This window comes from Ectothiorhodospira variabilis (assembly GCF_022227625.1).
GTDB classification, from domain to species: Bacteria; Pseudomonadota; Gammaproteobacteria; order Ectothiorhodospirales; family Ectothiorhodospiraceae; genus Ectothiorhodospira; species Ectothiorhodospira haloalkaliphila.
The window spans coordinates 1-26111 of sequence record NZ_JAJNAO010000023.1 but is presented as its reverse complement, the minus strand read 5'-3'; the positions used below and the strand labels follow the sequence as shown (position 1 = coordinate 26111).

At 63.7% G+C, this 26111-nt stretch carries 20 protein-coding genes, 1 tRNA gene and 1 other RNA gene; 14 read left to right on the top strand and 8 right to left on the bottom strand.

Annotated elements, in window-relative coordinates; all coding sequences use genetic code 11:
- Nucleotides 1-90: 90 nt before the first annotated feature.
- Nucleotides 91-1029: a dimethyl sulfoxide reductase anchor subunit family protein gene (locus LPW30_RS14780; RefSeq protein WP_025280412.1), complete on the top strand. Its 939-nt coding sequence runs from the start codon at nt 91-93 to the stop codon at nt 1027-1029.
- Between the two features lie 203 nt (nt 1030-1232).
- Here LPW30_RS14780 and rhlB read toward each other — a convergent pair whose 3' ends face one another.
- Entirely contained in the window at nt 1233-2660 is a 1428-nt protein-coding gene (gene rhlB / locus LPW30_RS14775; RefSeq protein ID WP_239681235.1) for an ATP-dependent RNA helicase RhlB, read from the bottom strand.
- A gap of 139 nt (nt 2661-2799) precedes the next feature.
- Between rhlB and trxA the strand changes: the two genes are divergently transcribed.
- A complete protein-coding gene (trxA, locus tag LPW30_RS14770) occupies nt 2800-3126 on the top strand; it encodes a thioredoxin TrxA (RefSeq protein WP_025280414.1) in 327 nt (108 codons plus the stop codon).
- 222 nt (nt 3127-3348) lie between these two features.
- A complete protein-coding gene (gene rho / locus LPW30_RS14765; protein WP_238624080.1) occupies nt 3349-4608 on the top strand; it encodes a transcription termination factor Rho in 1260 nt (419 codons plus the stop codon).
- A gap of 67 nt (nt 4609-4675) precedes the next feature.
- Here rho and LPW30_RS14760 read toward each other — a convergent pair whose 3' ends face one another.
- The 5 genes from LPW30_RS14760 to LPW30_RS14740 form a co-directional block, all read right to left on the bottom strand.
- Nucleotides 4676-7150 carry a glycogen/starch/alpha-glucan phosphorylase gene (locus LPW30_RS14760; protein ID WP_174411993.1) on the bottom strand — a complete coding sequence of 825 codons (2475 nt, stop codon included), beginning with the start codon at nt 7148-7150 and terminating at the stop codon, nt 4676-4678.
- 76 nt (nt 7151-7226) lie between these two features.
- Complete coding sequence (purD, locus tag LPW30_RS14755) at nt 7227-8513, bottom strand: phosphoribosylamine--glycine ligase (protein WP_239681234.1); 1287 nt, start codon at nt 8511-8513, stop codon at nt 7227-7229.
- Nucleotides 8514-8605: 92 nt separating this feature from the next.
- Nucleotides 8606-10186 (bottom strand): bifunctional phosphoribosylaminoimidazolecarboxamide formyltransferase/IMP cyclohydrolase, encoded by a 1581-nt coding sequence (gene purH / locus LPW30_RS14750; RefSeq protein WP_239681233.1) that lies wholly within the window; start codon nt 10184-10186, stop codon nt 8606-8608.
- 362 nt (nt 10187-10548) lie between these two features.
- Nucleotides 10549-10854 carry a (2Fe-2S) ferredoxin domain-containing protein gene (locus LPW30_RS14745; protein WP_025280419.1) on the bottom strand — a complete coding sequence of 102 codons (306 nt, stop codon included), beginning with the start codon at nt 10852-10854 and terminating at the stop codon, nt 10549-10551.
- A gap of 1 nt (nt 10855) precedes the next feature.
- Nucleotides 10856-11542, bottom strand: coding sequence for a DUF481 domain-containing protein (locus LPW30_RS14740; protein WP_238624084.1), 687 nt, complete (start codon nt 11540-11542; stop codon nt 10856-10858).
- Between the two features lie 232 nt (nt 11543-11774).
- Between LPW30_RS14740 and LPW30_RS14735 the strand changes: the two genes are divergently transcribed.
- The 10 genes from LPW30_RS14735 to LPW30_RS14690 all read left to right on the top strand — a co-directional run bounded on the left by LPW30_RS14735 (nt 11775) and on the right by LPW30_RS14690 (nt 23544).
- Nucleotides 11775-13358 (top strand): (Fe-S)-binding protein, encoded by a 1584-nt coding sequence (locus LPW30_RS14735; protein WP_238624085.1) that lies wholly within the window; start codon nt 11775-11777, stop codon nt 13356-13358.
- A gap of 122 nt (nt 13359-13480) precedes the next feature.
- On the top strand, nt 13481-14122 hold the full coding sequence (coq7, locus tag LPW30_RS14730) for a 2-polyprenyl-3-methyl-6-methoxy-1,4-benzoquinone monooxygenase (protein WP_238624086.1): 642 nt from the start codon (nt 13481-13483) through the stop codon (nt 14120-14122).
- A gap of 74 nt (nt 14123-14196) precedes the next feature.
- Entirely contained in the window at nt 14197-14625 is a 429-nt protein-coding gene (rplM, locus tag LPW30_RS14725; RefSeq protein ID WP_025280423.1) for a 50S ribosomal protein L13, read from the top strand.
- Nucleotides 14626-14683: 58 nt separating this feature from the next.
- Complete coding sequence (rpsI, locus tag LPW30_RS14720) at nt 14684-15076, top strand: 30S ribosomal protein S9 (protein WP_025280424.1); 393 nt, start codon at nt 14684-14686, stop codon at nt 15074-15076.
- A 72-nt stretch (nt 15077-15148) separates the two neighbouring features.
- Nucleotides 15149-15222, top strand: a tRNA-Gln gene (locus LPW30_RS14715).
- A gap of 41 nt (nt 15223-15263) precedes the next feature.
- Nucleotides 15264-15396, top strand: a non-coding RNA gene (locus LPW30_RS14710) — RtT sRNA.
- Between the two features lie 189 nt (nt 15397-15585).
- Entirely contained in the window at nt 15586-16992 is a 1407-nt protein-coding gene (locus tag LPW30_RS14705) for a sigma-54 interaction domain-containing protein (protein WP_239681232.1), read from the top strand.
- 305 nt (nt 16993-17297) lie between these two features.
- Nucleotides 17298-18431 carry a porin gene (locus LPW30_RS14700; RefSeq protein WP_239681231.1) on the top strand — a complete coding sequence of 378 codons (1134 nt, stop codon included), beginning with the start codon at nt 17298-17300 and terminating at the stop codon, nt 18429-18431.
- Nucleotides 18432-18664: 233 nt separating this feature from the next.
- Nucleotides 18665-22510 carry a DUF3683 domain-containing protein gene (locus LPW30_RS14695; RefSeq protein ID WP_239681230.1) on the top strand — a complete coding sequence of 1282 codons (3846 nt, stop codon included), beginning with the start codon at nt 18665-18667 and terminating at the stop codon, nt 22508-22510.
- Nucleotides 22511-22686: 176 nt separating this feature from the next.
- The gene (locus LPW30_RS14690) at nt 22687-23544 is read left to right on the top strand and encodes an undecaprenyl-diphosphate phosphatase (RefSeq protein WP_239681229.1); all 858 of its coding nucleotides are present in this window, start codon (nt 22687-22689) and stop codon (nt 23542-23544) included.
- A 1-nt stretch (nt 23545) separates the two neighbouring features.
- On the opposite strand, the gene LPW30_RS14685 is transcribed toward LPW30_RS14690, so the two are convergent.
- Nucleotides 23546-23746, bottom strand: coding sequence for a DUF2905 domain-containing protein (locus tag LPW30_RS14685; protein ID WP_025282570.1), 201 nt, complete (start codon nt 23744-23746; stop codon nt 23546-23548).
- A gap of 63 nt (nt 23747-23809) precedes the next feature.
- Nucleotides 23810-24469, bottom strand: coding sequence for a ribose-5-phosphate isomerase RpiA (gene rpiA / locus LPW30_RS14680; protein WP_239681228.1), 660 nt, complete (start codon nt 24467-24469; stop codon nt 23810-23812).
- Nucleotides 24470-24573: 104 nt separating this feature from the next.
- Between rpiA and ilvA the strand changes: the two genes are divergently transcribed.
- Entirely contained in the window at nt 24574-26088 is a 1515-nt protein-coding gene (gene ilvA / locus LPW30_RS14675) for a threonine ammonia-lyase, biosynthetic (protein WP_026623703.1), read from the top strand.
- The last annotated feature ends 23 nt before the right edge of the window (nt 26089-26111 follow it).

The following is a 26111-nucleotide window of genomic DNA, read 5'->3' as shown; positions in this document are numbered from 1 at the left end:
TCCGGGGAGAAGGGCCGGGGATGAGGGGGCGGCCGGCACGCTGCCCTTCGACCCGGGAGCAGACCAGAGCAACCAACAGGATGACACCCCATGCACCCAGCCCTTTCCGTGATCTTCTTCACCGTGCTCTCCGGGGCCGGCTATGGCCTGTTCATGCTGGTGGCCGTGCTGCACCTGACCGGCAGCTACCCCGACGCCTCCAGCGGTGAGCTGCAAACGCAACTGGCCGTGGCCCTGGTGCTGATCACCATCGGGCTCTTGTCATCCAGTCTGCATCTGCACAACCCCCGCAATGCCTGGCGGGCGTTCATGCGGGTGCGCACTTCCTGGCTCTCCCGGGAGGCGGTGCTGGCCGTGGCCTTTTATCCCTTTGCCCTGTGGTATGCCTGGGAGGTTCGCGCCACCGGTGGTGATGTGGGGCAGGCGGGCATGATCATGGGCGTGATCGCCGTGCTGCTGGCAGGGCTGACCGTCTTCTCCACCGGCATGATCTACGCAAGCCTCAAGACCATCCGCCAATGGCACACGGCTCTCACCCCGGCCAATTACCTGCTGCTGGGCCTGGCCCTGGGGGGCTTGGCCCTGGTGGCCATCCATGGCTGGTTCGTCGGCGACGATCCCTTGCTGGGCGGCATTGCCATCGCTCTGCTGGTGCTGGCGGCGATCATGAAGGGCATCTACTTCCTGTGGATCCGCGAGGTGACCGGCCCCACCATCAATACTGCCACCGGCTTCACCCGCGCCCCGGTGCGCATCCTGGATCCGGGCCACACCGCCGGCACCTTCCTGACCCGTGAATTCGGTTTCGACCCGGGCCGGCAGGTGATCCAGCGCGCCCGCTTGGGCGTGTTCGCCCTGGGGTTCGCCCTGCCCATCCTGTTGCTGGCCTGGGTGCTGTCCGGCGCCCCGGCACACTGGCTCACCCTGGCCCTGATCTCCGCCCTGGCCGGCATCGGCCTGGAACGCTGGCTGTTCTTCGCCGAGGCCCGACACGCGGTCATGCTCTACCATGGGCGGCAGCATACCTGACGCTCATGCATCACGGTTGTGAGTCACCCCGATGATGAAAGTGAAAAGCCCCTCTCCCCTGTGGGGAGAGGGGTTGGGGTGAGGGGCGAGCACCGGCACAGTGCCTGCCCCACCCCCTCATCCCCAGCCATTCTCCCCCAAGGGGGAGAATGGCTGGAGTGTTTCTCGGTAAGGTGAGACGCCCCCTTCAGGCCGCCGTGGTGTCAGGAAGGTGTTGCCGGCCCCTCCTGGCGGGGTTTGCGCCGACGGCGACGGCGGGGGGGCTTGCCATTGTCTTCCCCGGACGGTTCACCCTGGGGTTTGGCTGCCTGTGATCCGGCCGTGGACTCCTGGTCTGAACGCTGCCGGGCGCGGGGCTGTTTGCCCGGGCCGCTGGAGGAACCGGAGCGACCACCGGAACGCCCCCGTGGCGGACCGGATGAAGGCTTTCGCTGTCGCCTTTTAGGGGGTTCCAGGTCCGTGGCCAGGATGGCGTGGTCGGTCATCTCCGAGTCGATTTTGAAGCCGATGTATTCCTCGATCTCCGGCAGATGAAAGGCGAAGTCCTCGCAGGCAAAGCTGATGGCGTCGCCCTCGGCGCCGGCGCGTCCCGTGCGACCGATGCGATGCACATAGTCCTCCCCGGACTGGGGCAAATCAAAATTGAACACATGGGAGACATCCGGGATGTGCAGGCCACGGGCCGCCACATCGGTGGCTACCAGGACCTGATACTCGCTTTGCTCAAACTTCGCCAGCAGGCTCTGACGCTTGCGCTGTGGCACATCTCCGGAGAGCAGGGCCACACGGATGTTGTTGCCCTCGAGCCATGCGGTGACCTTCTCGGCGCCATGCTTGGTGTTCACGAACACCATGGATCGCTCCGGCCCGAGCTTGCGCATCAGGCCCAGCAGCAGCGGAATCTTCTGGTCGTTGGCCGGGTAGTAGATGGCCTGACGGACCCGCTCGGCGGTCACCTGTTCGTCCTGGGTTTGCACCTTGGCCGGGTTGTTCATGTGTTCGTAGGCCAGTTCCATCACGCGCCAGGACAGGGTGGCGGAAAACAGCATGGACTGCCGTTCGGTGGGCGGGGGCATGCGCCTGAGCAGGAAACGCACGTCCTTGATGAAGCCCAGGTCGAACATGCGATCGGCCTCGTCCAGCACCAGTGTCTGGGCCTGACGCAGGTCGAAGACCTTCTGCTTGAAATAATCAATGATGCGCCCCGGGGTGCCGATCAGGATGTCCACCCCATCCGAGAGTTGCTTGCGCTGCTTCTCGTAATCGGTGCCGCCGTAGGCCAGCCCGAGGGTGAGGCCGGTATGGCTGCCGAGCACCATGGCATCCTTGTGGATCTGGATGGCCAATTCTCGGGTGGGCGCCAGGATCAGTGCCCGCACCTGGTTGGGTCGGCGCTGCTCCGGGGCCGGGTGTCGAAGCAGGTGGGTGAACACGGTGATCAGGAAGGCCGCCGTCTTGCCGGTGCCCGTCTGGGCCTGTCCGGCCACGTCCTTGCCCTCCAGTGCCGGGGGCAGGGCCAGGCCTTGAATGGGGGTGCAGTGGGTGAAGCCGGCGTCCGTCAGACCCTGGCGAACCGGGTCCGGGAGGTCGAAACTTGCGAAGTGCGTATCAGAAACATGTTGATCCGTCATGGAGTTGGGGCCTTTCCTCGCGGTATCATGTATGGACTTGAAATGGTGTGCCGAATCGGCTCCAATGATCCAATGCGTGGTGCTGCATGGCCAATTCGCCTGTTGCCTTCGCAGACATTCTAACCGGAGGTCAATCGCAGTGAGTGAAAACATCACCTATGTCACGGATGGAAGTTTCGAGGAGGATGTCCTCAAGTCTGATCAGCCGGTGCTGGTGGACTATTGGGCGGAGTGGTGCGGTCCCTGCAAGATGATTGCCCCCATCCTCGACGAGATCGCCGCTGAATACGACGGCAAGCTCAAGGTGGCCAAGCTCAACATCGACGAAAACCCGGCCACCCCACCCAAGTTTGGTATCCGCGGTATCCCTACCCTGATGTTGTTCAAGGGAGGTAATGTGGAGGCCACCAAGGTCGGTGCCCTGTCCAAGTCGCAGCTGACGGCCTTCATCGATCAGAACATCTAAGGCCCGCTTCGGGGCGTCCAATCATTACGGGCTGGACGCCCCGAAGATTTAATGGTAACGTCACAAAAAAATAATGATTACTCAGCCTGCCGTCCTGGCAGTCGCGCCTCTCGACCCCAAAGCCGACCTCAAGATCAAGCGCCTTAGGCACACCTTTGCTGGCTCTGCCCTGTCCGCGCGATTAAAACCACCGATAGCCCACTCCCCCCCCGCGAAGCCTTTATGAACCTCACCGAACTCAAGCGTAAGTCGGCCTCCGAGCTTGTGGAAGTCGCCCAGTCCATGGACCTCGAAGGCATGGCGAGGTCTCGAAAGCAGGACATCATCTTCTCGATCCTGAAAGCCCATGCCAAGGGCGGAGAAGATATCTTCGGTGACGGGGTGCTGGAGATCCTGCAGGACGGATTCGGGTTCCTGCGCAGTGCCGACAGCTCCTACCTGGCCGGGCCGGACGATATCTATGTCTCCCCCAGCCAGATTCGACGCTTCAGCCTGCGCACCGGTGATACCATCTCCGGCAAGATCCGGCCCCCCAAGGAAGGTGAGCGCTACTTTGCGCTGCTCAAGGTGGATCAGATCAATTTCGAGGCCCCCGAGGCGGCCAAGAACAAGGTGCTGTTCGAAAACCTCACGCCCCTGCATGCCTCGCACCGCATGCGCATGGAACGAGGCAACGGCTCCACGGAAGACATCACCGCCCGCATCATCGATATCGTCGCCCCCTTCGGCAAGGGCCAGCGTGGCCTGATCGTCTCGCCCCCCAAGGCGGGCAAGACCATCATGCTGCAGAATATCGCCCAGAGCATCACCGCCAACTATCCCGAGTGCTACCTGATCGTGCTGCTCATTGATGAGCGCCCCGAGGAAGTGACCGAGATGTCGCGCATGGTGCAGGGTGAGGTGGTGTCCTCCACCTTCGACGAACCCGCCAGCCGACATGTGCAGGTGGCGGAGATGGTCATCGAAAAGGCCAAGCGTCTGGTGGAGCATCGCCGCGACGTGGTCATCCTGCTGGACTCCATCACCCGTCTGGCCCGGGCCTACAACACCGTGGTGCCCTCGTCAGGCAAGGTGCTCACCGGCGGCGTGGATGCCAATGCCCTGCATCGTCCCAAGCGCTTCTTCGGCGCGGCCCGTAACATCGAGGAGGGCGGCAGCCTTACCATCCTGGCCACGGCCCTGGTGGAGACCGGCTCCAAGATGGACGAGGTCATCTACGAGGAGTTCAAGGGTACGGGCAACATGGAAGTGCATCTGGATCGCCGCATCAGCGAAAAGCGCATCTACCCCGCCATCAACATCAACCGTTCCGGCACCCGCCGCGAGGAATTGCTCACCGATCCGGAAGAGCTGCAAAAGCTCTGGATCCTGCGCAAATTCCTTCACCCCATGGACGAACTCGAGTCCATGGAATTCCTCCTGGGCCGCCTGCAGTCCACCAAGACCAACAACGAATTCTTCGACATGATGAAGCGCAGCTGACCGGCTGGGACTCCAATGCCTGAACTCAGGCAACCGGGGGCCTGATGGCCCCCTGTCACAGGCCTGATCAGTTCCAACCCTCCGGAACGATGCCCCACACCTTCTCCGCATACTCCGCCACCGTACGATCGATGGAGAAGTAGCCCATGCGGGCCGTGTTGAGCATGGCACGCCGTGTCCAGGCGTCCTGATCCCGGTAGAGCTCGTCCACCCGCTCCTGCTCGCGGATGTAGGACTCATAGTCCGCCAGCACCATGAAGGTATCCACCTCCAGAAGATTCTGTACCAGATCCCGGTAGCGCCCCGGCTCGGAAGGTGAGAAGAAACCGTCACGGATCATGTCCAGGGCCTGGCGCAGTTCCTCGTTGGAATCATAATAATCCCGTGGCCGGTAACCCTCGGCCCTGAGGTGATCCACCTCGTCCGCATTCAGGCCGAAAATGAAGATGTTCTCCTCGCCCACCGCCTGACGGATCTCGATATTGGCGCCGTCCAGGGTACCGATGGTCATGGCCCCATTGAGCGCCAGCTTCATGTTGCCGGTGCCCGAGGCCTCGGTGCCGGCCGTGGAAATCTGCTCGGAAAGGTCCGCCGCCGGGATGATCACCGAGGCGCTGCTCACATCATAATTGGGGATGAAGGCCACCTGCTGCTTGCCGGCCACCATCGGGTCGTGGTTGACCACATCCGCCACATCGTTGATCAGATGGATGATCTGCTTGGCACGCACATAAGAAGGGGCTGCCTTGCCGGCGAAGATGCTCACCCGCGGGGCCTGCTCGCCGGCGCGACCGTCCCGAATACGGTTGTAGTAGCTGATGATGTGCAGCACGTTGAGCAACTGTCGCTTGTATTCGTGGATGCGCTTGATCTGTACATCGAACATGGCATCCGGGCTGACCGTGAGCCCCATTTCCTCCTTGATCATGTCCGCCAGACGTTCCTTGTTGCGGCGCTTCACCTGCTGAAAACGCTCACGGAAGCCGGGGTTGTCGATCAGGGGCTCCAGCTTGTTCAGTTGCTGGAGGTCCATCAACCAGTCTTCGCCGATATGCTCATTGATCAGATCCCGCAGCCCCGGGTTGGCCTGGTTCAGCCACAGCCGCGGCGTGATGCCATTGGTGATGCTCACGAAACGCTCTGGCCACAGGCGGTGGAAATCCCGGAAAAGATTCTTCTTGAGCAGCTGCGTGTGCAGGGCCGCCACGCCGTTCACCATGTGGCTGCCCACCACGGCAAGATGGGCCATGCGCACCTGCCGGCCGTTGCTTTCGTCAATGATGGACAGGCGCTGAACGATGGCGTTGTCGCCGGGGAAGTTGTGCCGCACCTCGTTGAGGAAGTGGAAATTGATCTCGTAGATGATCTGCATGTGCCGCGGCAGCACCCGTTCCATGAGGTGCACCGGCCAGGTCTCCAGGGCCTCGGGCATCAGGGTGTGATTGGTGTATGAGAACACACCACAGGTGATGTTCCAGGCCTTCTGCCAGGGCAGGTGGTGCTGATCCACCAGCAGGCGCATGAGTTCGGCAATGGCGATGGCCGGGTGGGTGTCGTTGAGCTGGATGGCCACCTTGTTGGGCAATTCTCCCAGGGAATATCCCAACTCCAGATGCCGGGCCAGGATGTCCTGGATGGACGCAGAGACGAAGAAATATTCCTGTTTCAGGCGTAATTCCCGACCGACGGCAGTGGCATCGTTGGGATAGAGCACCATGGAAATGGTTTCCGATTCGATCTTCTCCTGCACCGCGCGGATGTAGTCGCCCTCGTTGAAATAATCCAGGTCGAAGTCCCGGGTGGCCTTGGCAGCCCATAGGCGCAGGTTGTTCACGTTCTTGTTGCCGAAACCGGGAGTGGGGTGATCGTAGGCCATGGCAATGACCTCCTCGCCATCTTCCCAGTGATGCCGGGTGACGCCCCGCTCACGGTGCTCCACCACGTAGCCGTAAAAATGCACCGGGTAGATCTTCTCCGGGCGGGGAAACTCCCAGGGGTTGCCATAGCGCAGCCAGTTATCCGGGTGCTCCACCTGTTCACCGTCTTCCAGGTGTTGATGGAACATGCCGAACTCATAGCGAATGCCGTAGCCATAGCCGGGCAGGCACTGGGTGGCCAGCGAGTCCAGGATGCAGGCCGCCAGGCGCCCCAGGCCGCCATTGCCCAGCGCGGCATCCGACTCCAGGCCCACGATTTCATGCAGGTCCACGCCCATCTCCTTGAGGGCGTCCTTGCAGTTTTCGTAAAACCCCAGGTTCATCAGGCTGTTCACCAGCATGCGGCCAATGAGGTATTCCATGGAGAGGTAATACACCCGCTTGACCTGTTCCTGGTTGAACAGTCGCTTGGTGTACATGCGGCGTTCGATGATGCGCTCTCGCGCAGCGTACGAGACGGCCTGCAGCCAGTCACGCCGGGTGGCGTTCAATGGGTCCTTGCCGACGATGTGGATCAGCCCGTCGCGGATGGACTCCTTGAGCGCGTCCTTGTCGCAGGACAGCGGCGTGGGGTCGTAGTCGTGCACCATATCCAGTTTTTTCATAGGCCTGTATCCGTGCTGGGTGGTAGGTCTTGGTTGTCTATCAGTCTCCGGACTTGCACGGCGACTTGCAATAACCTTATTCCGCCTCCCGCGCCACCGCGCGATGACCGATGTCGGTGCGGTAATACACACCCCACCAGCAGAGTTTCCTTGCCAGGGCATAGGCGCTGGCCTGGGCATCGCTGACCCGCTCTCCCAGGCCCACCGCACACAGGACCCGGCCGCCCTGGGTGACCACCTTGCCATCCTGCTCGGCCGTGCCTGCATGAAAGATCTTGGCATCCGTGCCCGTATCCGCATCCAGCCCCAGGACCTCATCTCCCTTGCGGTAAGTACCGGGATATCCTCCGGCGGCCAGCACCACCCCCAGGGCAGCGCGGGGGTCCCAATCAGCTTGTATCTGATCCAGGCGTTGTGCCAGGGCCGCTTCCACCAGGTCCACCAGGTCGGAGCGCAGGCGCATGAGGATGGGCTGGGTTTCCGGATCGCCAAAGCGGCAGTTGAACTCCAGTACCTTGGGGATGCCCCGGGCGTCGATCATCACGCCGGCATAGAGAAAGCCGGTGTAGGGGTGGCCTTCAGCGGCCATGCCCCGCACCGTGGGCAGGATCACTTGCTCCATGATGCGATCGTGGATCTCAGGAGTGACCACCGGGGCGGGGGAGTAGGCCCCCATGCCGCCGGTGTTGGGGCCCTTGTCGCCGTTGTCGCGGGCCTTGTGATCCTGTGAGCTGGCCATGGGAAGCACGTGCTCGCCATCCACCATGCAGATGAAGCTGGCCTCCTCCCCCTGCAGGAACTCCTCGATCACCACCCGGCTGCCGGCCTCGCCAAAGGCATTGCCCGCCAGCATGTCGCGCACGGCGGCCTCGGCCTCTTCCAGGGTCTGGGCCAGGATCACGCCCTTGCCGGCGGCCAGGCCATCGGCCTTGACCACGATGGGGGCGCCCTGTTGCCGAAGATAGGCCAGGGCCTCGTCCAGGTCCGTGAAGCTGCCATAGGCGGCGGTGGGGATGTGATGCCGGGCCAGGAAGTCCTTGGAGAAGGCCTTGGAGCCCTCCAGCTGGGCCGAGGCCCGGGTGGGTCCGAAGATGGGCAGGCCCTCGGCCTGGAAGGCATCCACGATACCGGCCACCAGGGGTGCCTCGGGGCCGACGATGGTCAGCTGGATCTTCTGCTTTTGGGCGAAGGCGAGCAGGGCATCGATGTCGGTGGCATCGATGGGGGTGTTCTCGCACTTGGGTTCACGCGCCGTCCCCGCATTGCCCGGGGCCACAAAGACCCGCTTCACCCGCTGCGACTGGGCCACCTTCCAGGCCAGGGCGTGTTCACGGCCGCCATTACCGATGATCAGGACGTTCAATGTCGGCACCTCTGATGTTGCCAAAAGTCAGAGGGAAAAGGGGTCTGTCCCCCTTCCCACAAAATAAGCAAGAAAAAGGGTCTGTCCCCATTCTAGTGGCGGAAATGGCGCATGCCGGTGAACATCATCGTCATCCCGTGCTCATTGGCGGCGGCAATGACCTCCTCGTCCCGCATGGAGCCGCCAGGCTGGATCACCGCGGTGATTCCCGCCTCATGGGCGGCGTCGATGCCGTCGCGGAAGGGGAAGAAGGCGTCCGAGGCCATTACCGATCCGGCTACCTGCAGATTCTCGTCGGCAGCCTTGATGCCGGCGATACGCGCGGAGTACACCCGGCTCATCTGCCCGGCGCCCACGCCGATGGTCTGGCCGTCGCGCACATAGACAATCGCGTTGGACTTGACGAACTTGGCCACTCGCCAGGCGAACAGCAGATCAGACTGCTCCTGCACGGTAGGGGCCCGCTCGGACACCTGGCGCAGGTCCGAGGGCAGGACCTGTCCCAAATCCCGATCCTGGACCAGCAGGCCGCCATTGACGCGCTTGAAATCCCAGGCGGGCACACCCTTGTCATCCCACTGGCCACATTCCAGCAGGCGTACATTGGGCTTGCCGGCCACCGCCTGGGCCGCCTCCGGCAGCACCTGCGGGGCGATGATCACCTCCACGAACTGACGTTCCACGATGGCCTTGGCCGTGCTGCCGTCCAGGGGGCGATTGAAGGCGATGATGCCACCGAAGGCCGAGGTGGGGTCGGTCTGGAAGGCCTTGTCGTAGGCCGTCAGGCAGTCATGGGCCACTGCCACGCCGCAGGGATTGGCATGCTTGACGATCACGCAGGCCGGCTCGGCAAACTGTTTCACGCATTCCAGGGCCGCGTCGGTGTCGGCGATATTGTTGAAGGACAAGGCCTTGCCCTGGATCTGCCGGGCCGAGGCCACGCCGGCCTCGGCGGGCTGATGCTCGCGATAGAATGCGGCGGCCTGGTGGGGGTTTTCTCCGTAACGCAGGTCCAGGGCCTTCTCGAATTGCATCGAGAAGGTGCCCGGGAAGGCCTCGCGGTTGCCGTCCTCGGCCATGGTGGTCAGATAATTGGCGATGGCGCCATCATAGCGCCCGGTATGGGCATAGGCCTTGGCCGCCAGTTCGAAGCGCAGGCGCTGGGGCAGGGCGCCGTTGCCACTCTCCAGGGCCTGCAGCACCCGGTCGTAGTCGGCAGGATCCACGACGATGCCCACGGAAGCATGGTTCTTGGCGGCGGCCCGAACCATGGCGGGCCCACCGATATCAATGTTCTCGATGGCATCTTCCAGGGTGCAATCGGGCTTGGCGACCGTCGCCTCGAAGGGGTACAGGTTCACCACCACCAGGTCGATGGGGGGGATGTCATGGTCCTGCATGGCCTGATCATCCACGCCGCGCCGACCCAGGATGCCCCCGTGGATCTTGGGGTGCAGGGTCTTCACCCGCCCGGCCATCATCTCGGGGAAGCCGGTGTGGGCCGACACTTCCTTGACAGGCACGCCAGCCTCCGCCAGCAGGCGGGCGGTTCCACCCGTGGAGAGGATCTCGACCCCGCGTGCGGCCAGGGCCTGGGCAAAGGGCAGCAGCCCCGTCTTGTCAGAAACGCTGATCAGCGCGCGGGTCACGGGTCGGGAATCGGCTTGGGTCATGGGCGTCTACTACGGTTGGAGAAGGGTGTGAAAAAGGGTGGGATTATACGCGGCGTGGGGTGGGCAAGGCTAACGCCGTGATTTTCCGGTGGGAGCGGGCCCCGCTTGCGAAAGCGGCGGGCACACAAGCAGCCCCTGGGCAAACGCCAAAAAAAAAGCGCGGCTTGAGGAGCCGCGCCAAAACCACCAAAGGAGGATGGAGGAGTATACCGAACCCCGGAATTGCTCCGAGAAACAGTATGGCTCTACTATCGTATGCTGCACTGCACATGTCAACCCCTACAGGAGGTTAGCCGCGTTTCTGGCGATGAGCGGCAGGCTTGTGGGGATGGATGGTGCGATGCACAATCGCGCCGCCGTCTTCAGAGCTTGAGTCGCTCCACCACCCGCCCATGCTGCAGGTGCTCATCGACGATCTCGTCGATGTCCCGCTCGTCGGCAAACGTGTACCAGACGCCTTCAGGGTAGACCACAGCCACGGGCCCCTCGTTGCAGCGGTCCAGGCAGCCGGCAGCATTCACGCGCACGCCGCCCTTGCCGGTGATGTTCAGGGCCTTGGCCCGCTGCTTGGCGTGGTTGCGCAGTTCGCTGGCGCGAAAGTGCTGGCAGCAGTTGCCGTCCTCGCGCTCGTTGGTGCAGAAAAAGATGTGTCGTGTGTAGTAGGCCATGTCAGTTCCACAGGTCGTAGACCAGGCTGATGGAGGTGATGGTATCAGTCTTGTCCCGGTCCTCGGGCACATCGGTATTATGCTTCACAGTCAGGGCGAAGCGGGCGGTAAAGCGGTCATTCAAACGGTAGCGCAGGGCGCTGATGGACTCCACCTCGGTGTTGTCGTCGCCGGCCTGGATCAGCAGATCCTCGGTGAAACGCAGGGCAGAGTTGATGCGATAGTCCAGGGCGCCGGCGCCCCGGAAGATGGTTTCGTTCTCGCCATCGCCGTCCTCCAGGCGGGCCTGTCGCGCACCGGCGCCGGCCTCCAGGTCCAGTCGCAAACGTTCGGTATCGGCCACGCGGCGGCCATAGCCTGCTGACAGGGAGCGTTGATAGTCGTAGCCGCTGAAGCGATCCTTCTCGGTACGGAGCGCGCCGAACAGGTAGTCCCGCGCGGTCAACTTGCGATCCGTCTGGAACGTACCCAGATAGCGTTCCTGGGTGGTGGCGCCATCCTCCGAGCCGGTGAAGGCCTCCAGCTGCAGGGTGTGGCGCCACAAGGGTATTTCATAGCGCAGGCGGCTGCGGGCGCTGATGTTCTGGGAGTCGGTATTGCCGCTGGAGAACACGGCCCCGAATTCGGCATCCCCGCTCCAGCCCTCGTTCCCGCCCCATTCCGCGTAAAGGGTAGGGGAGGCCAGCATCAAGGCGCTGCTACAATAGGCGCAAAGCAACCGCATTCGACACACTTTCAAGGCTCCTTCGGTGAATGAGTTTGAGGCCAAACCCTAACAGATCCGGTGCGTGGTCTTCCTCACGCCCCGTCGCGGTTCCCCGAAACCCAACCCGAGTCAGCACCGCATGAATCCCCTTGCCCTGTTCCGCAGATCCCGGCCGGCACCCACGCGGAAACCCGGATCCTCCCTGGTGCCCTACGTGCAGAGACAGAAGGAGTATTCGTCTCTCAAGGATACGGATCTGTGCGTCAAGTGCGGCCTCTGTTTGCCCCATTGCCCCACCTATCTGGCCACTCTCGACGAGGGCGACTCTCCGCGAGGTCGGATCACCCTCATGCAGGGGCTGATGCAGGGGCATCTGCGGGATGACGCGGCCGTGCGTCGGCATCTGGAGAGTTGCGTGCAATGCCGGGCCTGTGAGGCAGTGTGCCCCTCCCTCGTGCCCTTTGGGCGGCTGATGGACGCAGCACGGGCCGAGTTGATTCCTCCAGGCGGTCGTGGGCCGGTGAAGGGTTACCTGCTGCGTCATGATGGCAGCCGGCGCGTGGCCGCCCGTTCTTTCCGTTTGGCACAGATGCTGGGCCTGGTGCGGCTGGCCAGCTGGCTGGGCTCCCGGCGCCGCCCCGGAATGGCTCGGGCCGCCTCCTATCTCATGGGCATGCCACTGAACCGGGGTCTCCGGACCATGCCCTTGAGCAAGGTGCCACGGTTGCCGGCGCCTGGGGCGGATGCAACGCCGGACGAAAAATCAGGGCGCTCCCTGCCAAGCCCGTCGGCCCCAAAGCCGACGCAGCAGCCGGCGGCTTTGGAGGCTGATGCTTCATCATCGCAGACGGAACGGGCAGGGCGGTCGGATGGTGGTGCGCCTCCCGTAAAACGTGAGGAGGCCTCCAGGCAGGCCCAGCAGGATGGCAAGGGCGCAAGTGGTGCGGCTGGGCGAGACGCCGGGAAGCCCTCGGCCGCCTCGACAACGGCCAGGGTGTCGACCGCAGCCAGCGGCAAGCAGGGCGGCCAGGATAAGCTGCCGGTGGCGACCACCAGGGTCAAGGCCCGGGCCATCACCCTGTTCACCGGCTGCACGGGAGAGGCCCTGGATGCCCGGGCGGTCCAGGCCGCGCGGCAGGTGCTGGAATGCCTGGGTTACCGGGTGTCCGTGCCCGAGCATCAGGTATGTTGCGGTGCCCTGGATCAGCATGCGGGTCGTCCCAAGGCCGCCGCCGACCTGGCTCGGCGCAATCAGACTCTCATGGGAGGGCAGGGTGGCCCGGTGCTCAGCCTCAACAGCGGCTGCCGGGCGCAGCTCAAGTCCGAGGTCTATGCCTTCCCCGAGGTGGGTGATCATGCCCTGATGGGGCGCGTGGCCGACCTGTGCGTGTTGCTGGCAGAAGAAGACCTCAAGCCGCTGAAACTCCGTCAGGAGCCGCTGCGGGTGGCCGTGCACACCCCCTGCACGCTGCGCCATGTGCTCAAGGAACACGAGGCCCTGGAGGCCCTGGCTCGTCGTCTGCCGGGAGTCGAGGTGCTGCCCCTGCCGGAGAATGCCCTGTGCTGTGGTGCCGCAGGCAGTTACATGCTCACGCATCCGAAAATGGCGGATCATCTGTTGTCGCCAAAGCTGGATGCGCTGGAGCAGTTGGCCCCGGATGTGCTGCTCACCGCCAACGTGGGCTGCGCCATTCATTTCGTCACCGGCCTCAAGCGCCGCCGCCTCCCCATCCAGGTGCTGGGCCCGGCGGAACTGCTCCAGGCCCGCTCCCAGGCCCTGCGGACCAGCAGCGGTTGAGCCGGAAGCCCTGCCCTGTGGGAGCGGGCCTCGCCCGCGAATGCGGCGAGCACCTGGCCCACCTTGAGTGGCCACGCCGTCACCCTGTATTCTGGTCAGGTATCCACCCGAGGCCCACGCCCATGCGCCGACTCTCTCCCACCGATCGCCTGCTCTCGGCCTGCGACGAGGCCCTGTGTACCCTGTTTGGTCGCCCCCGGGCCACCGAACGGCCCGACCCGGCCGAGCTCATGCCCGAGCCGGACCTGGATGACAACGCCCGGGCGCTGTCGGCCCGCCTGATGCGCGTGAACCACGCCGGGGAGGTGGCTGCTCAGGGTCTATACCAGGGCCAGGCCCTCACCGCCCGTCGTGAGGAAGTGCGCGAACGCATGGAACGCTCCGCCCGGGAGGAGAACGACCACCTGGCCTGGTGCGCCAATCGACTGCGGGTGCTGGACGGTCACACCAGCGTGCTCAACCCCCTGTGGTACGCCGGCTCCTTCACCCTGGGTGCCCTGGCCGGGGCAGCGGGGGACAAGTGGAGTCTCGGCTTCGTCAATGAGACCGAGCAGCAGGTGGTACGTCACCTGGATGACCACCTGGGGCGTATCGTTGTCGAGGACGCACCCACCCGCGCCGTGCTCGAACAGATGAAAATAGACGAGGCCCATCACGGCGAACTGGCCATGTCCCTGGGGGGCGCAGAACTGCCCTGGCCGGTGCGGCGAGTGATGATGCCAGCGGTGTCCAAGGTCATGACCCGCATCGCATATTGGGTTTGAGGCTTGAAACCCATTGCGGATATGGCTAAACTTCCGCGCTTTCCGTAATTCAAGACCACCCTGGAGTTCAGGCAATGAAGACCTTTAGCGCCAAGCCCGCTGAAGTCAACCGCGATTGGTACGTGGTGGACGCCTCCGGCAAGACCCTGGGCAGGCTCGCCACCGAACTGGCTCGTCGCCTGCGTGGCAAGCACAAGCCCGAGTACACCCCCCACGTGGATACCGGTGACTACATCGTGGTTGTCAATGCCTCCAAGGTGCGCCTGAGCGGCAACAAAGACTCCGACAAGATGTACTACCATCACACGGGTTACGTCGGGCACATGAAGTCCGCCAGCGCCCAGCAGATCCGGGACACCCACCCCGAGCGGCTGATCGAGATCGCCGTGAAGGGCATGCTGCCCAAGAACCCTTTGGGTCGGGCCATGTTCAAGAAGCTGAAGGTCTACGGCGGCAGCGAACATCGCCACACCGCCCAGCAGCCGCAGCCGCTGGACATCTGAATCAATTCCCAGTGCGCCGCCAACGCGGCGCCGGACAGCACACAGAGCAGGTCAAGTCATGGCAACAACCCAGAACTACGGAACCGGACGCCGCAAAGAGGCCTCTGCGCGTGTTTTCCTGCGCCCGGGCAAGGGTGACATCGTCGTCAACAAGAAGCCGCTGGAAGAGTTCTTCGGCCGCGAAACCTCCCGTATGGTGGTGCGCCAGCCGCTGGAAGTCTCCGAAAACCTGAACCGCTTCGACGTGGTCGCCACGGTGTCCGGCGGCGGCGCCAACGGTCAGGCCGGCGCCATCCGTCTGGGCATCGCCCGTGCCCTGGTGGAGTATGACGAAAACCTGCGCGGCAAGATGCGCGAATTCGGCTACCTGACCCGCGACGCCCGTGAGGTGGAGCGTAAGAAGGTCGGCCTGCGCAAGGCCCGCCGCGCCACGCAGTACAGCAAGCGCTAAGCGTTTCTCTGGCTGCCCGGGATCGGCGCTTGAATTGTCAGGCGCCGATCCTGTAGCGTTACCCATATCCCTTGGGGGATCGTCTAGCGGTAGGACTACGGACTCTGACTCCGTCAACCCAGGTTCGAATCCTGGTCCCCCAGCCATATGCACAAGAAAGGCCCCCGCGTGGGGCCTTTCTTGTGCATATCCGTTTGAGAGGCCCCAGGATTTGAACCTGGAAGGTTCGACGAGCGCCGCGTAGCGGCGCCGAACGTCGCGCGCAGCGCGGCGGCCCGAAGGGTGAGGCCGAAGGCCGAATAATCCTGGTCCCCCAGCCATATGCACAAGAAAGGCCCCCGCGTGGGGCCTTTCTTGTGCATATCCGTTTGAGAGGCCCCAGGATTTGAACCTGGAAGGTTCGACGAGCGCCGCGCAGCGGCGCCGAAGAAAAGGTGTCTGTCCCCTTTTCTGTTCCCCAGTTGTCCGTCTGTCCCCGGGTTGCTATCGTTCTGCCCATGACATCACCCGTGAAACCGCCCGCATCCTCGGGCCACATGTTTTCACTGCATCAATCACCGCCGCCACTGGTGCACCCGGATGGCCAGCAGGTGATGGAACTCATTCCCGAACCCTTTCTCATCCTGGATGGCGACCATCGGGTGGTGGCGGCCAACCAGGCCGCGGCCGACCTGTTCTCCCAGACCCGTGGCATGCTGATGGGGCAGGGGTGCCAGGAACTGCTCTTTGGTCTGTCCGGCGCCTGTCCCGGTGATGATGCCTGCCCCCTGATGATCCCGTTCGACCCGCGGGCGGGAGGAATCGAGCAGCGGGTGGAGGCGCGCAACCATCAGGGCCGGCCCCGCCCCTTGCGGATCAGGCTGAGCCGCCTGGCCGGCGATGCCGGCGCCCTGCTGGGATTGCGCGTGATCGAGGTGCAGGATGGGCCGACGCATGCCGCCGCCGCGGACCCGGCCAGGGTGGTGGGTCGCTCCCCGGCCATGGCCAAGCTCATGCACGTGGTGGAGCGGGTGGCACCCACCAGTGCCACGGTCCTGCTGCTGGGGGAGAGCGGTGTGGGCAAGGAACGGGTGGCCGAACACCTGCATCGCTGCTCCGAGCGCGCCGAGGGGCCCCTGGTGGTGGTGGACTGCTCGGCCCTGGGCGAGCAACTCATCGAGGCCGAACTGTTCGGCTACGAGAAGGGGGCCTTCACTGGTGCCGACCGGCGCAAGATCGGTCTGTTCGAGGCCGCCCAGGGTGGCACCCTGTTCATCGACGAGGTGGGGGAAATGCCCCTGGCCATGCAGAGCAAGTTGCTGCGCGCCCTGGAGGCCTCGCGCATCCGCCGCGTGGGGGGCACGGACTATATCGATGTGGACGCCCGGGTGGTGGCCGCCACCCACCGGGACCTGGGCGCCATGGTGGCCCGGGGCGAATTCCGTGAAGACCTCTACTACCGCCTGGCCGCCTTCCCCGTGGACATCCCGCCGCTGCGGGAGCGTCGGGAGGACATCGTGGCCCTGGCCGAGCATTTCCTCGAACAGGCCGGCGGTGCTCACCAGTTGCCCCTGTCCCGGTCGGTGGCGGAGCTGCTCACCGAGTATCCGTTCCCCGGTAATGTCCGGGAGCTGAAGAACATCATCAGCCGCGCCGCCATCCTGGCCGGCTCCGGGCCCGTATTACCCGAACACATCGCCTTTCAGTCCCGCCAGGGCCCTGCTGCTCCAGCTGCCCGTGAGGAACACAACATGGCGGCCGATGGCAATACCCTGCCTTTCCCGCCGCCCCGCCGCACCCGCAACGGCCTTACCCGGGAACGCATCCATGCCGCCCTGGAGGCCAGTGACGGCCATCGGGCCGAGGCCGCCCAGCGCCTGGGGGTGAGCGAGCGCACCCTGTACCGACATCTGCAACGGCTCTCCGAGGTGGACTGACGTCCCCCGGTTCCGTGAGTCTCCCTCCTGTCCGGGCCCGCCCTGTGGGAGCGGGCCCGGCCCGCGAAAGCGAGCCCTGACCGTCTTCCGGGTCCTGGCCTCCTGCCAACGGAGTCTGTATCAAAAACACAACAAACATGCAATGTCATGTCATTGTCATGTTAACGGCAGTGGTATTGGGCGAGTGTTGTAATTATGCAGCCCATGAATCAGTCACTTAGCACTTGGCACGGCACCTGCATTGTTGTAGTTGGCTGACAAGCTCAGACAAATACACAAGAATTCCCTGCAGAGGACTCATTCCAATGAAAAAAACCGTACTCGCATTTGCAGTCGCCGCCGCCGTGGGCGTGCCCGCCGCCGCTGCTGCCGACACCACCCTGTATGGCCGTTTGAACGTATCCCTGGACTTTGTGGACAACGGTGAGGATTCCTCCCATCAACTGGCCTCCAACTCCTCCCGTCTGGGTGTGCGTGGTTCGGAAGACCTGGGTTTCGCTGGTTTGCGCGGCGTGTACCAGATTGAAGGCGCCCTGCAGGGTGGTAACAATGACGCCGCCTTCGACGGCAGCAGCTTGACGGCTCGAAATACCTATCTGGGATTGGCTGGTGACTTCGGTGAGTTGCGTCTGGGTAAGCATGATACGCCTTATAAAATGTCTACCCTGCGCTTGAACTTCTTTGCCGACACGCTGGGCGACATGCATCATGTGGCAAGTAGGACGGTGAACACTGCTGTGTGGATTAGTGAAGTAAATGCTGCTGAAGAGGCAGGTCTACTCACGCAGGCTCAAGCGGCTGAATTGCGCGATGATCTGAGTGCTATCAATGCTGATAGTTTCTACAATCGCTTGGATAACACCATCGTGTACATGAGTCCCGACTTTGATGGCTTCCGAATCATGGGCTCCTACACGACTGATTTGAATCGTGATCGCCCCGATAATGCGTCGGCCAATGACCGTAATGCGTTTTCTTTGGCAGCTAGCTTTGAGCAGGGCCCGATGTACGTGACGGTAGCCTACGAGCAGCTAAATGAAACTGTCGGTGACGACGATGCCAAAGCTTGGAAGGTAGGGGGTACGTACCAAATTCAGGATCTGACTTTGGCTGCTATGTATGAGAACATCGATCTTGATTTTGATGATCGTGATCTCTTCCACATCGGGGCGAAGTATCAGCTGGGTCAGGCGTACTTGATGGGCTCTTACACCCACGCTGGTGACTTGGACGAAGATGATGGTGCCAAGATGTATGCGTTGGGTGCGGGTTATGACTTTACGAGACGTACCGGCATGTACGCTGTTTACGCTCGAGTCAATAACGACGATTTCGGTACCTATGGCCTCAACGGTTCCGGCAAGGGTAAGGGTGTTGCCCCGGCTGCCTTTGACGAAAACGTCTCCGGCTTCCAGGTCGGCGTGACCCACAACTTCTAAGAAGTCGGTCCCGAACCGACCCGCACACCCGCCGCTGGCCGGCGGGGTGCTAGAAGCGCTCAGAGCGCGGCAGGGGATTCCCCTTGTCGCGCTCTTTTTTGTTTGAAAGCGTGATTTTGCAAGTGATTGAATTGGGTGGGCTTTCCTGGTCAGCGCCCTGTTGTCACCTTGTATAGCCCGGCGCCTCCCTGCTACTCTGCCCAGTTCTCTCCGCAATCCCCCTCCCCGCACCCATGACCTCAACCACCCGCATTCGCGAGATTCCCTACAACTACACCTCCTATTCCGATCGCGAGATCGTCCTTCGTTTTCTCGGACAGCCCATGTGGGATGTCCTCAATGAACTGCGCGGCGAGCGCCGCACTGGTGTGTCCGCCCGCATGTTGTTCGAAGTGCTCGGGGACATGTGGGTGGTTACCCGCAATCCCTACATCCAGGACGACCTGATGGCCGACCGCAAGCGCCTGGGCAATCTGGTGGGCGCCATGGACCATCGTGTGGATCAGATCATCGCCCGGGCCCAGGGCAATGAGCGTGCCCTTGCCTTGGCCGAAGAGGCTCGTCAGGCCGTGCGCCGGTTCGAGGCCTGGTTCCCGGCGCAGCGCGAACTGCGCGCCCGGGTGCGCCGGCGCTTGATGAAGTACACCCGCAAGGACAACATTCAGTTCGATGGCCTGGCCCGGGTGTCCCATGTGACCGATGCCACCGACTGGCGCGTGGAACTGCCCTTCGTGGTGATCAATCCCGACTCCGAAGAGGAGATGGCCGCCATCATCGCTGCCTGCCTGGAGCTGGGACTCACCGTCATCCCTCGGGGGGGTGGCACCGGCTATACCGGCGGCGCCGTGCCGCTCACCGATGACGCTGCGGTGATCAACACCGAAAAGCTGGATGCCGTGGGCGAGGTGGAATTCCAGCGTCTGCCGGGGGTGGATCAGCAGGTGGCCACGGTGCGGGCCGAGGCCGGGGTGGTCACCCGCCGGGTGGCCGAATCCGCCGCCCGCGCCGGCCATGTGTTCGCCGTGGATCCCACCTCCCAGGATGCCTCCACCATCGGCGGCAACATCGCCATGAATGCCGGCGGCAAGAAGGCCGTGCTCTGGGGCACGGCCCTGGACAACCTGGTCTCCTGGCGCATGGTCACCCCCGATGCTCGCTGGGTGGAGGTGGAACGCCTGAATCACAACCTGGGCAAGATCCACGACCAGGAAGAGGTGACCTTTCGGGTGAGCCGTTACCAGGCCGACGGGCGCACCCTGGACGGCGAGCCCCAGATCCTGTCCTTCCCCGGCAAGACCTGCCGCAAGGAGGGGCTGGGCAAGGATGTGACCGACAAGCGTCTGCAGGACCTGCCCGGGGTGCAGAAGGAAGGCTGCGACGGCCTGATCACCTCGGCCGTGTTCGTGGTCCATCAGATGGCCGCCCATATGCGCACCGTGTGCCTGGAGTTCTACGGCACCGACCTGCACGAGGCGGTGCCCGCCATCGTCGAGATCAAGGATGCCCTGGAGGCCGATCCCAAGGTGCAGCTGGCGGGGCTGGAACACCTGGACGAGCGCTATGTGCGCGCCGTGCGCTACACCCCCAAGGGGGCCCGCCGCGAACGCCCCAAGATGCTGCTGGTGGCCGATCTGGCCTCCGAGGACGAGAAGGCGGTGGCCGAGGCCGCGTCGCGCATGGTGCGCCTGGCCAATGCCCGCAACGGCGACGGCTTCATCGCCATCAGCCCCGAGGCCCGTCAGCGTTTCTGGGCCGACCGCTCCCGCACCGCAGCCATCGCTGCCCATACCAATGCCTTCAAGATCAACGAGGATGTGGTCATCCCCCTGGATCGCCTCGGCGAGTACAGCGAGGGGATTGAACGCATCAACATCCAGCAATCCATGGCCAACAAGCTGCGCATGGCCGAGGAGATCCTGGCCTGCCTGGCCAAGGACCACAAGGCCCTGGTGGATAAACTGGGACTGGACAACGACGAGGCCCGCACCTGGTTCGAGAAGCGTCGTCGCGCCGCCGAAGACCTGGTGACCGCGGTACGCGACCGCTGGCAGGCGATCCGGGATCACCTGGAATCCGATGCCCGCGAACATGACGTCCTGCTGGACGACAAGGCCAGGGAAGACTTGCGGCCCGGAGATCGACTGATCCAGCTCATCCTGCGCCGCAGCCTGGTGATCTCCTACCGGCGCGAGATCGAGGATCCACTCTACGAGATCTTCGATGGCCGCGATCTGGACCCGGTACGCCAGAACATCCAGCAGATCCATGACCGGGTGCTCACCAGTCGCCTGTTCGTGGCCCTGCACATGCACGCCGGCGACGGCAACGTGCACACCAACATCCCGGTCAACTCCAACGACTACGCCATGATGCACGAGGCCGAGCGCATCGTGGATCAGGTGATGGACCTGGCCCGCCATCTGGGCGGTGTGATCTCCGGTGAGCATGGCATCGGGCTCACCAAGATGCAGTATCTGGAGCCCGAGGATGTGGAGGCCTTTGCCGAGTACAAGCGCCGCGTCGATCCCCAGGACCGCTTCAACCGCGGCAAGCTGCGTGCTGGCTCCGGCCTGACCACCGCCTACACCCCGTCGCTACGGCTGGTGCAGGAGGAGGCCCTGATCCTGGAGCAGAGCGAGCTGGGCGACCTCAACGACGACATCAAGGACTGCCTGCGCTGTGGCAAGTGCAAGCCCGTGTGCAACACCCATGTGCCCCGGGCCAATCTGCTGTATTCGCCGCGCAACAAGATCCTGGCCACCGGGCTGATCATCGAGGCCTTTCTGTACGAGGAGCAGACCCGCCGCGGCCTGTCCTTCCGGCATTTCGATGAACTCAACGATGTGGCGGATCACTGCACCGTCTGCCACAAGTGCCTCACGCCCTGCCCGGTGGACATCGACTTCGGCGAAGTCACCTCCCGGATGCGCGCCATCCTCATGGATCGTGGTCAGCGCAAGACCAGCCTGGCGGCCCGGGTGTCCATGGCCTTCCTGAACATCAAGGACCCGTCCACGGTGAAGGTGATGCGCAAGGCCCTGGCCCAATGGGGCTTTGCCGGTCAGCGCATGGGGCATCAGGTGTTCCGTCGCCTCGGGTTGCTCAATGGGAACAAGCGCCCGTCGGCCACCACCGGCAAGGCGCCCATCCAGGAGCAGGTCATCCACATGGTGAAAAACCCCTTGCCGGCAGGGCTGCCCAAGCAGACCACCCGGGCCATGCTGGGCCTGGAAGACCCGAGCCAGGTGGCGATCGTCCGCGATCCGGCCCAGGTGGAAGAGAACGGTGAGGCGGTGTTCTATTTCCCCGGCTGCGGCTCCGAGCGGCTGTTCAGCCAGGTGGGCCTGGCCACCCTGGCCATGCTCTATCGCACAGGCGCCCCGACCGTGCTGCCTCCGGGTTACCTGTGCTGCGGCTATCCCCAGGAAGCCGCCGGTGACAAGGCCCGAGGGCGTGCCATCACCACCGAGAATCGGGTGCTGTTCCACCGGGTGGCCAACACCCTGAACTATCTGGACATCAAGACGGTGGTGGTGTCCTGCGGTACCTGCATGGATCAGTTGCTCAAGTACGAGTTCGAGCGTATCTTCCCCGGCTGCCGTCTGCTGGACATCCATGAGTACCTGATGGAGAAGGGCGTGAAGCTGGAGGGTGTGGAAGGGGTGCAGTATCTTTACCACGACCCCTGCCACAGCCCCATGAAGACCTACGCCCCCACCGAGGTGGCCGGCGACCTTCTGGGCCAGCCCGTGACCCTGTCGGATCGCTGCTGTGGCGAGGCGGGCACCTTCGCGGTGAGTCGCCCGGACGTGGCCACCCAGGTGCGTTTCCGCAAGCAGGAGGAGATACACAAGGGCGTCACCCAGCTCAGCGGTGAGCCGGTGGCCGTGGGCGGCAACGTGAAGATGCTCACCGCCTGCCCGGCCTGTCAGCAGGGCCTGTCCCGTTATCGTGAGGATACGGGGACGGAGACGGATTACATCGTCGTGGAGATGGCCAATGCCCTGATGGGCCAGAGCTGGCAGCAGGAGTTCATCCAGAAGGCCCGCAGCGGCGGGATCGAAAAAGTGCTTCTGTAACCAAAACCAAGAGCCCCTCTCCCCTAAGGGGAGAGGGGTTGGGGTGAGGGGAGGTGAGGTGAGGGGAGGGGAGGGCAAACCCGGCACCACGCCCGCCGCCGCCCCTCATCCCCGGCCCTTCTCCCCGGAGGGGAGAAGGGAGTTTCATACCAACAACCAAGACAGCAGGATCCCACATGGCTCTATGGATAGCCGTGCTCCTGGGCATCATCCAGGGCGTGTTCATGTTCCTCCCCGTCAGTTCCACCGCCCACATGGTGCTGGCGGAACACTGGCTCATCGGCCGTGGGGAATCCCTGCCGCCACCGGACAGCCCGGAGATGATCCTGTTCGCCCTGGTGGTGCATGTGGGTACCCTGGTGTCCATCATCGTGGTCTTCTGGACCAGCCTGTGGCGCTTCACTCTGGGGGCCCTGGGCGGGGCCTGGCAGTGGGCAGGGCAGGGGGGGCGGGGGCCGGTGCCCCTGTACTGGCGCCTGTTCTGGCTGGGGATGTTCTCGGTGCTCTGCACCGGCCTGCTGGGCCTGGCCTTCAAGGCCGCCTTCGAGCAGATATTCGCCCATCCCTGGATGATCGCCATCACCCTCACCCTGACCGGCATCCTGCTGTGGTGGACGGATCGCCTGTCGCCGCGCAAGCGGGGCCTCAAGGGCATCAACTGGCGGGTGGCCGGGGTCATCGGTCTGGCGCAGGGGCTGGCCCTGATGCCGGGGCTGTCGCGCAGTGCCATGACCATCATGTTCTCCCTCTTCGCCGGCCTCAAGCGACGCTGGGCGGCGGAGTACAGCTTCTTCCTGGCCATCCCCACCATCTGCGCCGCCACGCTGGTGCAGGCCATCCAGGTCCATCGGGCCGACGAGCCCGTGGTCATCGGCCTGGCGCCCCTGGCGGTGGGCTTCGTGGTGGCGGCGGTGGTGGGGATCATCTCCCTGAAGCTGGTGATCTACTTCCTGTATCGGGCGCAGTTGAAGGTGTTTTCCTTCTACGTCTGGTTTCTGGCCCTGGCGGTCGCCATGGGGTGGATGGGGGTATAGGTTAGCGGTTGAAGAACCACAGCACCACCGACAGCAGCACGCTGACGATGATGGCTGTGGTGATGGGGAAGTAGAAGCTGAAGTTCTCCCGCTGGATGATGATGTCCCCGGGCAGCCGCCCCAGCCCGAGCTTGCTGATCCAGGGCCAGGCGAGGCCCACGACGATCAGGATGATGCCCAGGATGATGAGTGTGCGTGCCATGTCTTGGTCCCCTCACCCCAACCCCTCTCCCCGGGGGGGAGAGGGGCTAGCTGTGTGCTCCCTTTATCTCAAGCTCCGGACGCCGTCCTTCCCGCTCAGGATCAGCACATCCGCTGGACGTCTGGCGAAGATCCCCACGGTGACCACCCCGGCGATCTGATTCAACTGACCCTCCAGTTCCACCGGGTTGGCGATGTGCAGGTTGTGGATGTCCAGGATCAGGTTGCCATTGTCGGTGGTGAAGCCCTGGCGCAGTTCCGGCTGACCGCCCATCTTCAGGATTTCCCGGGCCACAAAACTGCGGGCCATGGGGATGACTTCCACGGGCAGGGGAAAGGCCCCCAGCATGCCCACCAGCTTGGATTCGTCGGCGATGCAGACGAACTTCTCGCTGGCCGCGGCGACGATCTTTTCCCGGGTGAGGGCGCCGCCGCCGCCCTTGATCAGGTGCAGGTGCTCGGTGGCCTCGTCGGCGCCGTCCACGTACAGGGGCAGCTGCCCGGCGCTGTTGAGGTCCATCACCGGGATGCCGTGCTTGCGCAGACGCTCGGCGCTCACCTCCGAGGAGGCCACCGTGCCCTCGATGCGGGCCTTCATGCCGGCCAGCAGGTCGATGAAGTGGTTGGCCGTGGAACCGGTGCCCACGCCCACGATCATGTCGTCTTCCACGTATTGCAGGGCCGCTTCGGCGGCGGCCTTTTTCAGTTGGTCGGCATTGCTCATGCTCGGGTCTCTCCTCTGGTTTTGTGAGGGGATTCTACGCAGGAGACGGGAGGATAAGCCAGCCCGCCTTGCGGCCCTTGAACCCCCCGCTGTATCTTGAGGGGATGTCCTATCCCTACCTGCAGAAGATCCTCACAGCCCGGGTCTACGATGTGGCGCGCGAAACGCCGCTGGACCCCATGCCCACCCTCACACGCCGCCTGGGTAACCAGATTCTGCTCAAGCGGGAAGACCTGCAACCGGTCTTCTCCTTCAAGCTGCGCGGCGCCTACCACAAGATCGTCAACCTCCCCAGGGAAGTCCGCGAAAAGGGGGTGATCTGTGCCTCGGCCGGCAACCATGCCCAGGGGGTGGCGCTGGCGGGGAAACGGTTGGGCATCAAGGCGGTGATCGTCATGCCCCAGACCACGCCCTCCATCAAGGTGGAAGCCGTGCGCGCCCTGGGTGGGGAGACCATCCTGCACGGGGATTCCTACGATGATGCCTACCAGCTCACCCAGGAGTTGATGGAAAAGCATGGCTACGCCTTCATCCATCCCTTCGACGACCCGGATGTGATCGCAGGCCAGGGCACGGTGGCCATGGAACTGCTGCGCCAGCACCCCGACCCCCTGGACGCGGTGTTCATTCCCGTGGGTGGCGGTGGCCTGGCGGCGGGTATGGCGGTGTACATCAAGGCCCTGCGCCCGGACATCAAGGTGATCGGTGTGGAGCCCGAGGACGCCCCCTCCATGCACGATGCCCTGGAGAAGAAACGGCGCATCATCCTGGATCAGGTGGGCATCTTTGCCGACGGCGTGGCCGTGCGCCAGGCAGGCAAGGAGAATTACCGGATCTGCCGGGAGCACATGGACGAGGTGATCCTGGTCACCACCGACGAGATCTGCGCCGCCACCAAGGATGTCTTTGACGACACCCGGGTGATGGCCGAGCCGGCCGGTGCCCTGTCGGTGGCAGGGCTCAAGAAATACATCGAGCGTGAGGGTGTGCGTGATGGCCGCTACGCGGCGGTGCTCAGCGGCGCCAACATCAATTTCGATCGCCTGCGGCATGTGACCGAGCGGGCGGAGTTGGGTGAGCATCGGGAAGCCTTGTTCGCGGCCACGATTCCCGAGCGTCCCGGGAGCTTTCGCGCCTTCTGCGAGGCCATCGGCAAGCGCGGCATCACCGAGTTCAACTATCGCTATGCGGACCGGAACGAGGCCCATATCTTCGTGGGGGTGCAGCTCAGCGGCGGCGAGCCGGAGGGCCGGGCCCTGCTGGAGGACCTGCGGGCCAAGGGCTACCCCATCGAGGATCTGAGCGGCAACGAGATGGCCAAGGTGCACCTGCGCCACATGGTGGGCGGGCACGCCGGTCATGCGGGAGATGAGATGATCTACCGCTTCGAGTTTCCCGAGCGGCCGGGGGCGTTGATGCGTTTTCTGTCACAAATGGGGCAGGACTGGAACATCAGTCTGTTCCACTACCGTAATCACGGGGCTGCCTACGGGCGGGTGCTGGTGGGCATCCAGGTCCCGCCCGGGGACAAGCAGCGGTTTCGGCGGTTCTTGAAGGAGCTGGGGTATACCCACTGGGAAGAAACGGAGAATCCGGTGTACCGGTTGTTCCTGGGTTGAGGAAGGACACCCTTCTCCCCCTT